Annotated in this window: 12 protein-coding genes; all 12 read left to right on the top strand. The window is 48.9% G+C overall.

The features are described 5' to 3' along the window. Window position 1: 1 nt before the first annotated feature. The 12 genes from C8U37_RS05385 to C8U37_RS05330 all read left to right on the top strand — a co-directional run bounded on the left by C8U37_RS05385 (window position 2) and on the right by C8U37_RS05330 (window position 14386). Window positions 2–988, top strand: coding sequence for a branched-chain amino acid ABC transporter permease (locus tag C8U37_RS05385; RefSeq protein ID WP_108032307.1), 987 nt, complete (start codon window positions 2–4; stop codon window positions 986–988). Then, window positions 988–1761 carry an ABC transporter ATP-binding protein gene (locus tag C8U37_RS05380; protein ID WP_108032236.1) on the top strand — a complete coding sequence of 258 codons (774 nt, stop codon included), beginning with the start codon at window positions 988–990 and terminating at the stop codon, window positions 1759–1761. The genes C8U37_RS05385 and C8U37_RS05380 overlap by 1 nt, the downstream gene beginning before the upstream one ends. A 37-nt stretch (window positions 1762–1798) precedes the next feature. Next, a complete protein-coding gene (locus C8U37_RS05375) occupies window positions 1799–2467 on the top strand; it encodes an ABC transporter ATP-binding protein (RefSeq protein ID WP_106449384.1) in 669 nt (222 codons plus the stop codon). Window positions 2468–2470: 3 nt separating this feature from the next. Beyond that, complete coding sequence (locus C8U37_RS05370) at window positions 2471–3124, top strand: CBS domain-containing protein (protein WP_086629317.1); 654 nt, start codon at window positions 2471–2473, stop codon at window positions 3122–3124. An 848-nt stretch (window positions 3125–3972) separates the two neighbouring features. Further along, window positions 3973–4509, top strand: coding sequence for a hypothetical protein (locus C8U37_RS05365; protein ID WP_108032235.1), 537 nt, complete (start codon window positions 3973–3975; stop codon window positions 4507–4509). A gap of 155 nt (window positions 4510–4664) precedes the next feature. Further along, window positions 4665–5525 carry a M15 family metallopeptidase gene (locus C8U37_RS05360; protein WP_108032234.1) on the top strand — a complete coding sequence of 287 codons (861 nt, stop codon included), beginning with the start codon at window positions 4665–4667 and terminating at the stop codon, window positions 5523–5525. A gap of 37 nt (window positions 5526–5562) precedes the next feature. Further along, window positions 5563–6183, top strand: a complete 621-nt coding sequence (locus C8U37_RS05355; RefSeq protein WP_170100196.1) for a glycoside hydrolase family 73 protein — start codon at window positions 5563–5565, stop codon at window positions 6181–6183. Between the two features lie 216 nt (window positions 6184–6399). Then, window positions 6400–7530, top strand: a complete 1131-nt coding sequence (purK, locus tag C8U37_RS05350; protein WP_108032233.1) for a 5-(carboxyamino)imidazole ribonucleotide synthase — start codon at window positions 6400–6402, stop codon at window positions 7528–7530. Between the two features lie 45 nt (window positions 7531–7575). Continuing rightward, a complete protein-coding gene (locus C8U37_RS05345) occupies window positions 7576–8232 on the top strand; it encodes a GntR family transcriptional regulator (protein ID WP_108032232.1) in 657 nt (218 codons plus the stop codon). Between the two features lie 695 nt (window positions 8233–8927). After that, window positions 8928–11210, top strand: a complete 2283-nt coding sequence (pcrA, locus tag C8U37_RS05340) for a DNA helicase PcrA (RefSeq protein ID WP_211306134.1) — start codon at window positions 8928–8930, stop codon at window positions 11208–11210. 19 nt (window positions 11211–11229) lie between these two features. Further along, on the top strand, window positions 11230–13260 hold the full coding sequence (ligA, locus tag C8U37_RS05335; RefSeq protein ID WP_108032230.1) for an NAD-dependent DNA ligase LigA: 2031 nt from the start codon (window positions 11230–11232) through the stop codon (window positions 13258–13260). Beyond that, window positions 13253–14386, top strand: a complete 1134-nt coding sequence (locus C8U37_RS05330) for a CamS family sex pheromone protein (RefSeq protein ID WP_108032229.1) — start codon at window positions 13253–13255, stop codon at window positions 14384–14386. Before ligA ends, C8U37_RS05330 begins: the two co-directional genes overlap by 8 nt. Window positions 14387–14423 lie beyond the last annotated feature (37 nt).

Genomic DNA, 14423 nt, shown 5'->3' with positions numbered 1-14423 from the left:
AATGAAACAATTGAACAAAACAAATCTAGGTTGGCTCATTCTTATCGCTTTGACGGTTGTTGTCCTGTTCGTCGGCGTCAGCACAAATGTCATTTCTCCGTTCTATCAAATTACTTTGGTGACGATTCTGATCAACATCATCCTGGCGATCGGATTGAATCTGGTCATCGGTTTTTCAGGCCAATTCTCACTGGGACATGCCGGCTTTATGGCGATCGGAGCCTACAGCGGTGCCATTATCGGGGATAAGATGGAAGGCTTGCCAGGGTTCTTCGTAGGGTTGTTGGTGGGCATGGTCATTTCCATCGCTGTGGCCTTGATCGTCGGGATACCGACGCTCCGACTGAAAGGCGACTACTTGGCCATCGCGACACTGGGGGTAGCGGAAATCATCCGTATCCTGATCCTGAACATGGGGGACCTTACGAACGGTGCGCGCGGCATCAGCGGCATCTCTTTTCCCTTCGAATCAAACATGAGCTTCATTCTGATTTTATTCCTGATAGTGGTCATAACGACAATCATCACCGTCAACTACATCCACAGCAGCCCGGGTCGTGCGACCATCGCCATCCGTGAAGATGAGATCGCAGCCGAGTCGATGGGGGTCAACGCAACGACATACAAAGTCATTGCCTTTATGATCGGTGCGGCAACCGCCAGCATCGCCGGTTCTTTGTACGGCACCTATTTCAGCGTCATCACGCCTGGCGATTTCACTTTCCAGAAATCAATCGATGTGCTGATCATCGTCGTATTCGGCGGCATCGGCAGCGTAACCGGCACGGTCGTCGCTGCTGTCGTGCTAGGCGTCCTGAATACCTATCTGCAATCGTTCGGTGAGCTGCGGATGATTTTCTACGCGCTTGCCATCATTGCCATCATGGTCTTCCGTCCAGGCGGACTATTGGGTAACCGTGAATTCACGATGTCCGGCTTGTTGAAACGCTTCGCGAAAAAAGATTCTGTTAAGAAGGAGGTCCAATAATGAGCCTATTAGAAGTAAAAGAGTTGACCAAAAACTTCGGCGGTTTGGCCGCTGTCTCCAATGTCGATTTTGCGATCGAAGAAAATGAATTGGTCGGTCTGATCGGTCCCAATGGTGCTGGTAAAACGACCTTCTTCAACTTGCTGACGGGCGTTTACGTTCCGACAGAAGGCACAATCGAATTGGAAATCGACAACAAAAAAGTGCTTTTGAACGGAAAAGCGCCTTATAAAATTACGGACCTCGGCTTGGCGCGTACCTTTCAGAACATCCGCCTCTTCAAAGAACTGACGGTCATCGATAATGTGCTGATCGCGATGCACAGTACTATGGGTGAAAATACTTTCCACAGCTTGTTGCGCACACCGACTTATTACCGCAAGGAAGCGGAAATGCGCGAAAAAGCGTTGGAACTGTTGGCCATTTTCGAATTGGAAAAGAAATACGATGTTTTGGCGAAAAATCTCCCTTATGGCGAGCAACGCCGTTTGGAAATCGTCCGCGCTCTGGCGACAGATCCGAAAATCCTCTTTCTGGATGAACCAGCAGCCGGCATGAACCCGCAAGAGACTGCGGAATTGACCGCTCTGATCCGTAAAATACAGAAAGATTTCAAAATCACTGTCGTTTTGATCGAGCATGATATGTCCTTGGTCATGAATGTGTGCGAAAGAATCTATGTATTGGAATATGGCCGTCTGCTTGCCAAAGGAACGCCGGAAGAAATCCAAAAAAATCCAGCCGTAATCAAGGCTTATCTAGGAGGCGACTAACGTGCTGAAAGTAAAAAATCTATCTGTGCATTATGGCATGATCCAAGCCATCAAAGATATCAGCTTTGAAGTGAATGAAGGCGAAATCGTGACTTTGATCGGAGCCAACGGAGCAGGGAAGTCCACCATTTTGCGTACGATTTCCGGGTTGGTAAAACCGTCTTCAGGCGAAATCGAATATCTAGGGAAACCAATCCACAATGTGGCGACCAGAAAAATCGTTGAACAAGGGATCGCCCAAGTTCCGGAAGGCCGCCATGTATTCAAAGGTTTGACCGTACAGGAAAACCTTGATCTGGGAAGCTTCACCCGCAAAGACAAGCAGAATCTTGCAGGTGATCTGGAAGCGGTATTCGAACGTTTCCCGATCCTGCGTGAAAGAAAAAATCAGGATGCGGCCACTCTGTCCGGTGGAGAACAACAGATGTTGGCGATGGGCCGCGCTTTGATGACGAAGCCGAAGCTGTTGCTTCTGGATGAGCCTTCGATGGGGCTGGCGCCAATCTTCATCAAGGAAATCTTCCATATCATCCAGGATATCCAGAAACAAGGCACGACGATCCTTTTGATCGAACAAAACGCCAATGTTGCGCTGAAAATCGCGAATCGCGGCTATGTATTGGAGACGGGAAATATCGTATTGACCGGAACCGGGGAAGAATTATTAGCAAGTGACGAAGTTCAGAAAGCTTACTTAGGAGGCTAAATAATGGATGTACAAAGCTATATGTCAACGGATTTAGTAACGATTCAACCTTCAACAAAAATCATCGAAGCTTTGGATCTGATGAAAGAGCACAAGATTCACCGTCTGCCGGTCGTGCAAGGCGAGACCATCGTGGGTTTGATCACGGAGGGCATCATCGAGCGCAATACACCTTCCAGCATGACCAGCTTGGATATGCATGAAGTCAACTATCTGTTGAATAAAACGACAGTGGCCGACATCATGGAAAAACGTGTCGTGACAATCAACAAGGAAGCTCTTTTGGAAGAAGCTGCCGTAATGATGCGCGAGAATGGCATCAGCGTATTGCCGGTCGTCGAGGCAGGCAACCGCCTGATCGGCATCATCACCGAAAAGGATATCTTCTCTGCCTTCATCGATGTGCTGGGCTACTACACACCGGGCGTCCGCGTTGTCGTCAATATCCATGAAGACAAAAAAGGCGTCCTCGAAGACCTGACGGATATCTTTTCCGATGAGAACATCAACATCCAACAGATCGCGACTTACCGCAAAATGGGCTATGTCCAAGTCGTCATCCAACTGGAAAGCAAAGACATCGACGGCATCCGTGCCAGACTAGAAGAACACGGCTACGAAATCGGATCAATCATCTACAAACCAGAAAGAGTATAGTGTGTGATGAATCCTGAGCTCAGAGTTTGAGCACTAACGAGGTTCAGGACCAAACAGCCCGGTTTTGGCTGGGTGGGCATGAACAGCGTTAGGCGGAGAACTCTAGGATTCAGAACCGTACTAAAAGGATACGATGAATCCTGAGCTCAGAGTTTGAGCACTAACGAGGTTCAGCAAGCAATATCTTAAAAATTAATAACCGAGAGGCTGTATCTCAGACCAGAAAGTACTATTCTGGTCTGAGATACAGCCTCTTCTAATTTAGAATGGAGTTTATGCCCGGAAATTCCCCGCCAAAAGCTTGTTGGCGGGGAAAATCAGTTCAGATCACAGTCAGAAAACCCGCCAAAATCAGCTTGGCGGGGAAAAATGCCCGCGGACAACACGAGATTCCCCGCGATAACCATTTTGGCGGGGAATCTCACCACGAACTCGAACGCTAGACCCTACAATCATACCGTCAAACCACATAGATGAGGCGGACCCATTTGCGAGACAGTACCGTTTTTTCGTTATCCGGTAACTTTCTGTGCGACCACTCTCCATTGCTGCGAGCTGTTCTCTTCTCCGGCGAGCGGAGGGTTCGCCGGAGTTCGGCCCACATTCTGTTTATTTTCTCCGATAAGCACTGCCTCACCGGAGTTAAGACCGATAGTTACCGGCGTTCTCCGAGGAGCGGATCCTTCACCGGAGCTGCGCACGCATGCGGTCGCGCTTCTCCGGCGAGCGGGTGCATTAGGAAGAAGCAATCCCGCATTTCAAGACAGCCTCAGTTTTTTTTCGCAAATTATTTCTTTTATCACGTAATAAGTGTATAATAAGAACATGATAGATTGGAGGTTACATAAATGAATAATGCACTTATAACAATTGTCTTGTATACGATCAAAGAGCAATATGTCAGTGAAAAAGCTTTTTATGCCAATCAACTAGGGATCTCGCCGCAGAGCTGGGATCGCTGGAAAAAAGGAGAGCATGGTTTAAAACCAGAGAACATGCAGATCATTTCAAAATTGTTTACCGATTATGAATGGATGCTTGTCCAGAAAGTTTGCCGCAATGCCGAAATTCTACCCGAAGTGGCAGAGAACCCTGTAAGAGAATATCATTTCCTAAAATATCAAGTCGCCAAAAAATGGATAGCGACGGATTTGGCCGATTTCAAATGGTACACTACCGATGAGACCGTCCATGATTCAGAAGTCCATAGATCGGCAATCACCACACTCCGGCTTGAGTGCAATTATGATTTCTGGAGTTACAAAGATATCATCGATCTGCGCTTGCCTAGCATCATCCGCCATCAGATCGATTCGGAAAAAATCAATCTGCTTGAATGGTTCAATGAGAATACGCCTGATACCATCACAAAAATTACTGAATAACAGAATATAACAGAATATAAACCGGAAAGCCGAGATGATACTATCTTGGCTTTTCGTTTGGATTTGAGCGTAGGCTTACTTTTTGGGTGTGGAATGACGGATGTTTGTGCTAAAATAGGCATAACAAAAAATTACAGACCAGAAGAGGGTAGAAGATGGAAACGAAAAAAAAATACTCCCATACACCTGAGAGGTACGCACAAAGACTGCGTTGCCTTGCGGGTCTCTTGCTGGCGATGCTCTTTTTCACAGGGTGCACAACCGAGGACGATGAACCGTCAAACAGTCAGCAGGATGCGATAGCAAGCAAGCATTCCGAAGAATCGCAAGCCGCTTCCGAAGCTGCAGTTGATGAAGCCGATGAAGACGAGCCCAAAGTGATCGTGACTCCTACCGCTTCCTCAACTGATTGGAATCTGGTTTTGGTGAACAGGGAAAATCAGCTTGCTGCAGAAATCGCAACGGAGTTTTACCTTACCGAGAGCGGCTATCAGATCGACAGCAGGATAAAGGACCCTTACTTGGCACTTTTGGAAGCCGGGAAAGCCGCCGGAATGGATTTCACGATGATCTCAGGTTACCGCTCCATCGAGCAGCAGCAAGCAAACTACGACGTCAACTATCAAAATTATCTGGCCTCAGGTTTGTCTGAAGAAGAGGCGCGCGCCAAGACGGAAGAATATATCGCTTTGCCGCATGCCAGTGAACACATAACTGGTCTCGCAGTTGACCTTACGTCGACGGCTTTAGCGACCCAAGAAGGCGGATCCGGTTTGCTCCCGGATCTGGAGAACTATCCGGAGGGTCTTTGGTTGAAAGAAAATGCAGCGCAATATGGCTTTATATTGCGCTATCCAAAAGAGAAAGAGGCCATCACCGGCATCAATTTTGAACCGTGGCATTTTCGGTTTGTGGGTGTTGAGAACGCCATTTACATGACCGAAAACAATCTGACGTTAGAGGAATATGCAGCGATCCTGAAGCAAAACGAAGCCCTCGGGGACAGCAAAAAATAGCAGGTAAACCAGCTCAACCAAATAGATGGAGGAACATATGGCACGAAAGAGAAAGCGGACTCGAAAAAACCCGCAATCGGCATCCGCTCAAGCAATCAAGATTATATTTTTCTTGTTGATCAGTTTTATGGCAAGTCTGTCGCTCATCGGCGATTTTACTACAATTGTTCCGGATATCCCGGAGTACGGCAATAATCAGGGGACCGGCTTCATCGCCACTGTCGCCCCTGCCGCACAGCAGATGCAAGCAACATATGGTGTCCACGCTAGCATCAGCATCGCGCAAGCGATCCTCGAATCGGATTGGGGAGAGAGCGAACTGTCTGCCGTCTACAACAATCTTTACGGCATGAAGGGTGATGATCCGGGAAATACGGTCCTCTTGACAACCAATGAATACTACAACGGCCAGTGGGTAACCATTCAAGCGAACTTCAGAGTCTACGGCAGCTGGACGGAATCGGTCCAGGACCATGCGTTGCTGTTCGTCAATGGCACCACTTGGAATCCGAGCCAATACGCGCCGGTTCTGCAGGCAACCACCTATCAGGAAGCGGCCCAGGCTCTCCAGGATTGCGGCTATGCGACCGATCCGGATTATGCGACCAAGCTGATAGCAGTCATCGAACAGCATGCACTTTATGAATATGATAGTTGAAGCATACAAACAGAAACGCGCGGACAGATTGGGCCCTTTTGAGGAGGGAACCAAGTGTCGGCGCGTTTTTTGGCTCAACTACCCTTATTTCTCGCGAAAATTCTACAAACAGGCAGTTTTTGCATGGCGACATTCGTCGAACATAGTGATAAAATGATTTGGTAGAGACTTTTTCAACAAAATTCTAATGAAAATCCAAGAGAGTAGTGTGATCACATGCCGAATCAAATTTTACCCGGGAAAACAATCGGTATTATTGGCGGAGGACATGTCGCCCGTATGATTGCTTTGGAAGCCAAAAAAATGGGCTACCAAATAGGCATCTTGGACGCTGATCCTGCCTGTCCGGCTGGGCAAATAGCTGATTGGCAGATAACCAAGAAATATACGGACTTCGATGCGCTGACGGATCTCGCGGCAAAATCGGACGTGCTGACCTTTGAATCCGAAGCCGTGGATACGATGTTGCTGACGCAAATCAATCCTTATATCGCTATACCGCAGGATCCGGATAGCCTTTCCATCACCCAAGACCGGTTGATCGAAAAAGCGTTTTTGGAATCCTTGAACATAAACGTAACGCCTTACGCGACGATAACCGCCATCGAAGACATGGAAGAGGCCGTCAAAAGCATCGGCTTCCCATGTGTGCTGAAGCCGATCCGTGTCGAAGCGGCCACGCCGGTCCAGCATCTTTTGTATAGCGAAGAGGACTTTGGCAGGGCGTCAGCCTTGCTGAAAAAAGGAACGTGCATTTTGGAGGCATGGATCCCATTCGAGATGGAGTTGACCATTACAGTAGCCCAGGATGCGAACAATGTGTTCACGTCATTCCCCGTCACGGAGACGGTCTACCGGGAGCAAAAACTTGTGAAGACCATCACGCCTGCACGCGTAGGCGGAAATATCCAGAAAGAGCTGGAACATATCGGCAAACTGACTGCGAAGGCCATGAATCTGACCGGGATTTTGACGATCGAAACATTCCTGACTTCCTCAGGTTCCCTCTATGTGAACCGATTGGTCGTCAGACCGCACCATTCGTGCAATTATTCGTTGGACGGCTGCAGCATCTCTCAGTATGAAGTCCTAGTCCGTTGCATCTGTGGGTTACCCATTCCGGAAATCCAGCTGTACGATACAAGCGTGACGTTCAACATCATGGAAGAAAAACTTGATGAAGCACTGATTCTGCTGCTGACCAAACCGGATTGGCATTTCCATTTTTACGGAAAAAAAGAACACCGCGCGAAAAGGAAAATGGGACACGTCACATTATTGGGTGACAGCCCGGATATCCTCATCAACGAACTGGAAGAAAACGGCTTGTTAGAATCTACAGAGTAACGGAAACAGGTGTCCGCGCTCTTATATGAAGGAAGGAATCAATTCATGGAGGATAGACTATTCAATAAAGCATACGACTACATAAAAGACAAAATCGACAGCAATTGTTGGTCTCCGGGAACAAAAATAACCGAACAACTGATTTCGGAAGCCTTGTTCATGAGCCGGACACCGATCCGTACAGCGCTGCTTTTGCTGGAGGAGGAAGGATTAGTGAAATCCATCACTTACAAAGGCTATATCGTAGCTGAGAAGAAAATCTCAAATGAAGGTCTACTGGAACGCTTGGAACTGATCGCCGGTCTTATCATGAACTACCTGCAATATCTGAAGGAAAACGACATTGCCTTGGATTATAGGGTTTTTGAAAAGATACTTGAAAAACAAGCGGAGTATCTGAAATACCGGGATGCTGCGGGGTATTTCAAGAATGAATACAAAATATTTGAGACGTTCATCGCCAAAAGTGAAAATCAGTTTCTGAAGAAAGTGATCATGACGACAGCCCGCGACATCCATAACACTTATTCCGACAACAGTGATCTGATGGATGAAGAACGTTATCAAAGCGAAGCACAGTTGCTCGGCTTATATAAGGAAGTAGCGGTTTGTATGCGCAACAAGGACTACGACAAGATGGGCGAATATCTCATCTTTTTCTTCGAAACGTTGAAAGACACAAACGACATTCTGGCCCAATAGACCTAGAAAAGCGGAACGGGTTCGTTCAGCCTCGAAAGAAATTAAAGAAAGTCCTGCCGTGGAATCATTTCGTTGATTCAGCGGCAGGACTTTTATGTTATATGGCATCGCAGCCGTATGGGCAGATGGATGATCAGTACCGTCTCGGTGCACGGGGGGAGAGGTCGCCCTCGCTGGTGCTGACAGGCGTAACGTAGACTTTATTGCTTTCTGGATCCGAGACAAGCGAGTTTTGTTCTTGGGAATCGCGGATACCTTGCGCGACTTCCCTTGAAAGGGCCTGCGAGTATGGGATTTGGAACGTCCAAATCATTAAAATGATAAACAAACTTACCAGATAAAACGCTAACCTTTTTGCGTCATGAAATCCACCCCATAGGCTAATATCAAACAGGTTCCTATCGGTATGCTGACTACTGTCTTCATTGTAACCCCTGACATACGGAAAAGGAAGTTCTTTTGCTATAAACAGCCGAAATAATGGCATAATGGGATGAAAAGAAACTCAGGGTCACCGAGGGGAACAAGGGTTAAAAACTATTTTAAATATCCGGGGATTCATTGATAGCCACGCTCTAAAATGATAGACTAAACCATGATGCAAATCAGAAACGATAAGGCTGCACCATCGCCTTGAACTTATCAAAAAAGAAAGTACCCATACATACTCCGGAACAAAGGCAACAAAAGAAAGGATGGCAATTGTGCAACAAAAACACGACCTCATAAAAGGAATGAACCCAAGGCAAGCAGAAGCCGTTTTGGCGACGGAAGGGCCACTATTGATCATGGCTGGGGCAGGCAGCGGCAAAACGCGTGTGCTGACTCACCGCATGGCCTATCTACTGGAAGAAAAATCAGTAAACCCTTGGAACATCTTAGCCATCACCTTTACGAATAAAGCAGCAAAAGAAATGAAAGAGCGGGTCATCCGCTTGGTCGGAACAGTCGGCAACGACATGTGGGTATCTACTTTCCACTCCATGTGCGTGCGGATCCTCAGAAGAGAAAGCGAACAGCTCGGCTATGCGCGCTCCTTCACCATCTGCGACCAGAGCGAAACCGAAACATTGATGAAACGCATCATCCGCGAAAAGAATCTGGATTCGAAAAAATTCGATCACCGCATGATTCTGGGTCGGATCAGTCAAGCGAAAAATGAGCTGCAGACACCGAAGGAATTCGGCGATTTCGCCGGCGGTTATATCGACAATATCGTCTTCGAGTGCTACAAGGATTACCAAAAAGCGCTCGAAAACAGCCAATCGATGGATTTCGACGACCTGATCATGTTGACGGTCAAACTGTTCCAGGAATATCCGGAAACGCTGTCCTACTACCAAAATAAATTCCATTACATCCACGTGGACGAGTACCAGGATACCAACTTCGCCCAATACCAATTGGTGCAACTATTGGCCAGCAAATTCAAAAACATCTGCGTCGTCGGCGATGCGGACCAAAGCATCTACGGTTGGCGTGGTGCCGACATGGAAAATATCCTCAACTTCGAAAAGGATTATCCGGACGCAAAAGTGGTCTTGCTGGAGCAAAACTACCGTTCCACAAAAAAAATCCTGCGTGCAGCCAATGACGTGATCCAAAACAACGTCAACCGGAAAGAAAAAGAGTTGTGGACAGACAATCCGGACGGCGAGAACATCGTTTACTACCGGGGCCAATCCGAACACGATGAAGCGCGCTACGTCATCTCGAAGATGCTTCAGGAAGTCCGTGAAAACAAGCGCCAGTACGGAGATTTCGCAGTGCTTTACAGGACGAATGCGCAGTCGCGTGTCATCGAGGAGAACCTCCTGAAGTCGAACATCCCTTACAAGATGGTCGGCGGGCGCAAGTTCTACGACCGAAAAGAAATAAAAGACATTTTGGCGTATCTGCGCTTGATCGTGAACCCATCGGATGACTTGAGTTTCGGCCGCATCGTGAATGTGCCAAAACGCGGCATCGGTGATGCGAGTGTCGAAAAGCTGCGTGAATTCGCCAATATGCACAACCTGACTTTGCTGCAGGCGGCCCATGATGTGGCGTTATCCAGTGTATCCGGAAAAGCCGCGAAGGAATTGAAGAAATTCGCGACCATTATGGATAATCTGCATAAAATGCAGGAATTCCTACCGATCACAGAATTGGTGCAGGAGTTGCTTTCCCAGACAACTTATCTGGAAGCCCTCGAAATGGAGAAGACGCTGGAGTCGGAAGCACGGATCGAAAACATCAACGAATTCCTGTCGGTAACCCAGGAGTTCGATAAAATGAATCAAGAAGACTTTGATCTGACCGCCTTCCTGACCGATTTGGCGCTAGTTTCCGATTTGGATCAGATCGAGGAAGAACCGCAGAGCGAAGTGACGCTGATGACGATGCACGCAGCCAAAGGATTGGAATTCCCGATCGTCTTCATCATCGGGATGGAAGACGGCATTTTCCCGTCGTCCCGCTCCTTCATGGATGAGGACCAGATGGAAGAAGAACGGCGCTTGGCCTATGTCGGCATCACGCGGGCGGAGCAAAGACTGTTCCTGACGAATGCCTATTCCCGCATGCTTTATGGACGTACGATGTCCAACCCGGCATCGCGTTTCCTTGATGAATTGGACGGATCCGTTCTGGACCGCGAGGACAGTTCGGGATCCACGTCAAGCATGTTTTCTTCAAAACCGGCAAGCTCGGGCGGGCGCTGGAAAACAGCAAGCGATACCCGTCAGGAGAAAGCCTTCAGTCAGCCGTTCTCGGCCGGACCGCGAGAAAAAACGACGCAGTCCGTCAAGCAAACAGGAAGCAGCGGTGCGGCCAGCCTTGGCTGGGCTGTCGGGGACAAAGCCAGCCATAAGAAATGGGGCACAGGCATCGTCGTTCAGACGAGCGGAGAAGGCGATGGGTTGACATTGGATATCGCCTTCAAAGACATCGGCATCAAACGCCTGTTGGCATCCTTTGCACCGATCGAAAAAGCATAATTTAGGAGGGGAATCATTCATGGCGAAAGAAAGTCCAGCTGAAGCCCAAGAGCGCATCGAGACGTTGAAGACGCTCCTCAACCGCTATAGTTACGAGTATTATGTACTGGACAAGCCCAGTATTTCCGATAAAGAATACGACCAGCAGTATCAAGAACTGGAAAGATTGGAAAAAACCCATCCTGAGCTGATCACCACGGACTCACCGACGCAACGCATCGGTGGTACCATCCTGCCCGGCTTCACAAAGGTCCAGCATGATTCACCGATGTTGAGTTTAGGGAATGCCTTCAATCAGGAAGAACTGCTGCAATTCCATCAACGGATCAGTAAACTGACCGACCAGCCTTTGCAGTACATCTGCGAGCTGAAAATCGACGGTTTGGCCGTGTCATTGAAGTACGAAAATGGCTTGTTCATCCAAGGCGCGACGCGTGGGGACGGAAATACCGGAGAAGACATCACGCAGAACCTGCGGACGGTCAAAGCCATTCCCTTGCGCCTGAATGAACCGCTGACTTTCGAAGTCCGCGGCGAATGCTACATGCCGAAAGCCTCATTCGTCCAATTGAATACGGACCGCGATGAGAAAGGCCTGGAGATTTTTGCGAATCCGCGCAACGCCGCTGCCGGCAGTCTGCGTCAACTGGATTCCAGCGTTGCGGCCAGCCGCAACCTGAGCATCTATCTTTACAGTGCCACCAATTTCGAACAATTGGTTGTTGAAACGCAGGATGCGCTGCTGAACCGATTGGCTCAGGTCGGTCTGCGGACCAATCCGGAACGCCGGCTCTTCGATTCGATCGAAGAAGTCTGGGCATTCACGGAAGAAATCGCAGCAAAAAGAAAAGAGTTGCCTTACGATATCGACGGCATCGTCATCAAAGTCAATGCCTTCGCTGCTCAGGAAGAAATCGGTTATACGGTAAAAGCGCCGCGGTGGGCAATCGCCTATAAATTCAAAGCGGAAGAAGCCGAAACGATCGTGCGCGACATCGAGTGGACAGTGGGCCGTACCGGTGTCGTGACGCCGACAGCCGTGATGGATCCTGTTTTCTTGGCCGGTTCCACCGTGCAGCGCGCCAGCCTGCATAACGTCGATCTGGTCCGCGAGAAGGATGTGCGCATCGGCGACACGGTCGTGATCCATAAGGCCGGTGACATCATCCCGGAAATCCAACATGTCCTTATCGACCGCAGAGGTCCGGAAAGTGCACCCTATGTCATTCCGGAAGCGTGCCCTGCCTGCGATAGCCACTTGGTGCATTTGGAGGATGAAGTAGCTTTGCGCTGCATCAATCCGAAGTGCCCGGCCCAAATCAAAGAGGGCCTTTCCCACTTCGTTTCGCGCAATGCGATGAACATCAGCGGTCTGGGTGTCCGCGTCGTCAGCCAGATGTTCGAAAAGGGCCTCGTCAAGGACGTAGCCGACCTGTACAAATTGACGGAAGAAGATCTCTATCAATTGGATAAAATCAAAGAAAAGTCTGCTCATAATATTGTGACCGCCATCGATCAGAGCAGGGGGAACTCATTCGAACGTCTGCTGTTCGGATTGGGAATCCGCCATGTCGGATCGAAGGCTGCAGCCAGCCTGGCAGCGGAATTCGAAACAGTCGAACGCGTGATGAAGGCGACGAAAGAAGAAATCATGGCCGTCGAAGGCATGGGTGACATCATCGCGGACAGCGTTGTAGCCTATTTCCAATTGCCTGAAGTGAAGGACCTGATCGAAGAATTCCGAGCGAACGGCGTCAATCTGACCTACCTGGGCAAGAAAAAGGCCGAGGTGGCCGCGGTCGAGTCCATCTGGAACGGCAAAACCGTTGTATTGACGGGCAAACTGACGCACTATAACCGAAACGAAGCGACGGAAATGATCGAAGCACTCGGCGGAAAAGTGACCGGCAGTGTCTCCAAAAAGACCGATTGGATCGTTGCCGGTGAAGAAGCCGGCAGCAAATTGGCAAAAGCCCAATCTTTGGGCATCCCTGTCTGGACAGAAGAAGATATGGTGAAAAATTTGGAAAGAAGTGACAGCAGTGAATAAAGCGAAAAGCGTCATCCTTATGACTGTCTCTGGAGCAGCGATGTTCCTGTTGGCCAGTTGCGGACAGCTATCAGAGACGCAAACGACGGAGAATACCACCAATACCGGACCTGAAAAAGTGACAGTCCAAACGACTCAGAATCAGTTGTCGACCGATTATTACCCGGCCTTGATTGTGGACGGCAAGTACCAATTCAGCCAGAATCGCGGCGTCAGCCTTTCGCTGAACTCGACAGCCAACATCAAAGACTTTGAGGCGGATCTGTTGGATGTGGCAAAAAATATTTTTCCGACTGACCAATATTTTTTTCAGGAAGGCCAAGTCATCGATTACGATACGACAAGGTTATGGTTGGGTCGTTACAGCGACTCCAATCCGGATGGTTTGAACCCGACCGACAACGGCAGCACCGACGCGGCAACCAGAGAGCCGATTTATCTGGAGCAGATTTTGGAACAAGACTATATGATCCAAAATGAGAATGGCTTCGAATTGGCCGGGATGGCCATCGGACTGGCGATGAATTCGGTCGACTATTACAAGGTGAACGATGTGCCGATGGAACAAGCCATTTCCCGCGATAAACTGGAAGAACAGGCCAAAGCCTATGCAGATACGATCATTACGCGTTTGCGCCAGACCGAGGGATTGGAAAGTATTCCGATCGTCATCGGCATTTATGAACAATCGGCGCAGGACAGCCCGGTCGGCGGTGTCTATCTGTTCGAAGGTGTCTCCACGGAAGGAACTGCAATCGGCGAATGGATCACCCGCAATGAAAGCAAAATTGTCTTCCCGTTGCAAAGCGGAACGCAGACGGAAGAATCTTCCAACTTCGATAACTTCAAGAATGAAGTTCAGGATTTCTTCCCTAATCTGAACGGTATCGTCGGTGAAGGGAAATATGTCGATGGACAATTGCTTTCGCTCGAGATCGACATCACGACGCAATTCTACGGGGAAACGGAAATCATCGCCTTCACCCAGCACGTAACGGATGCAGCAGGGCGTTTCCTGCCCCAAAACATTCCCGTCGAGATCACGGTTGAATCCATCAACGGCATCGAATCGTTCCTGACAAGGGAGAACGACAGTCAGGGCTTCAATTACCATATCTTCGATTAGCGGACAGGGCGACCTTGATTAAGGGCTGAACGAACCC

The sequence above is a fragment of the Trichococcus patagoniensis genome (assembly GCF_003051085.1).
In the GTDB taxonomy this organism is placed as follows: Bacteria; Bacillota; Bacilli; order Lactobacillales; family Aerococcaceae; genus Trichococcus; species Trichococcus patagoniensis.
Note: the sequence above shows the minus strand (reverse complement) of the source record. Positions and strands in the feature narration are given on the sequence as shown.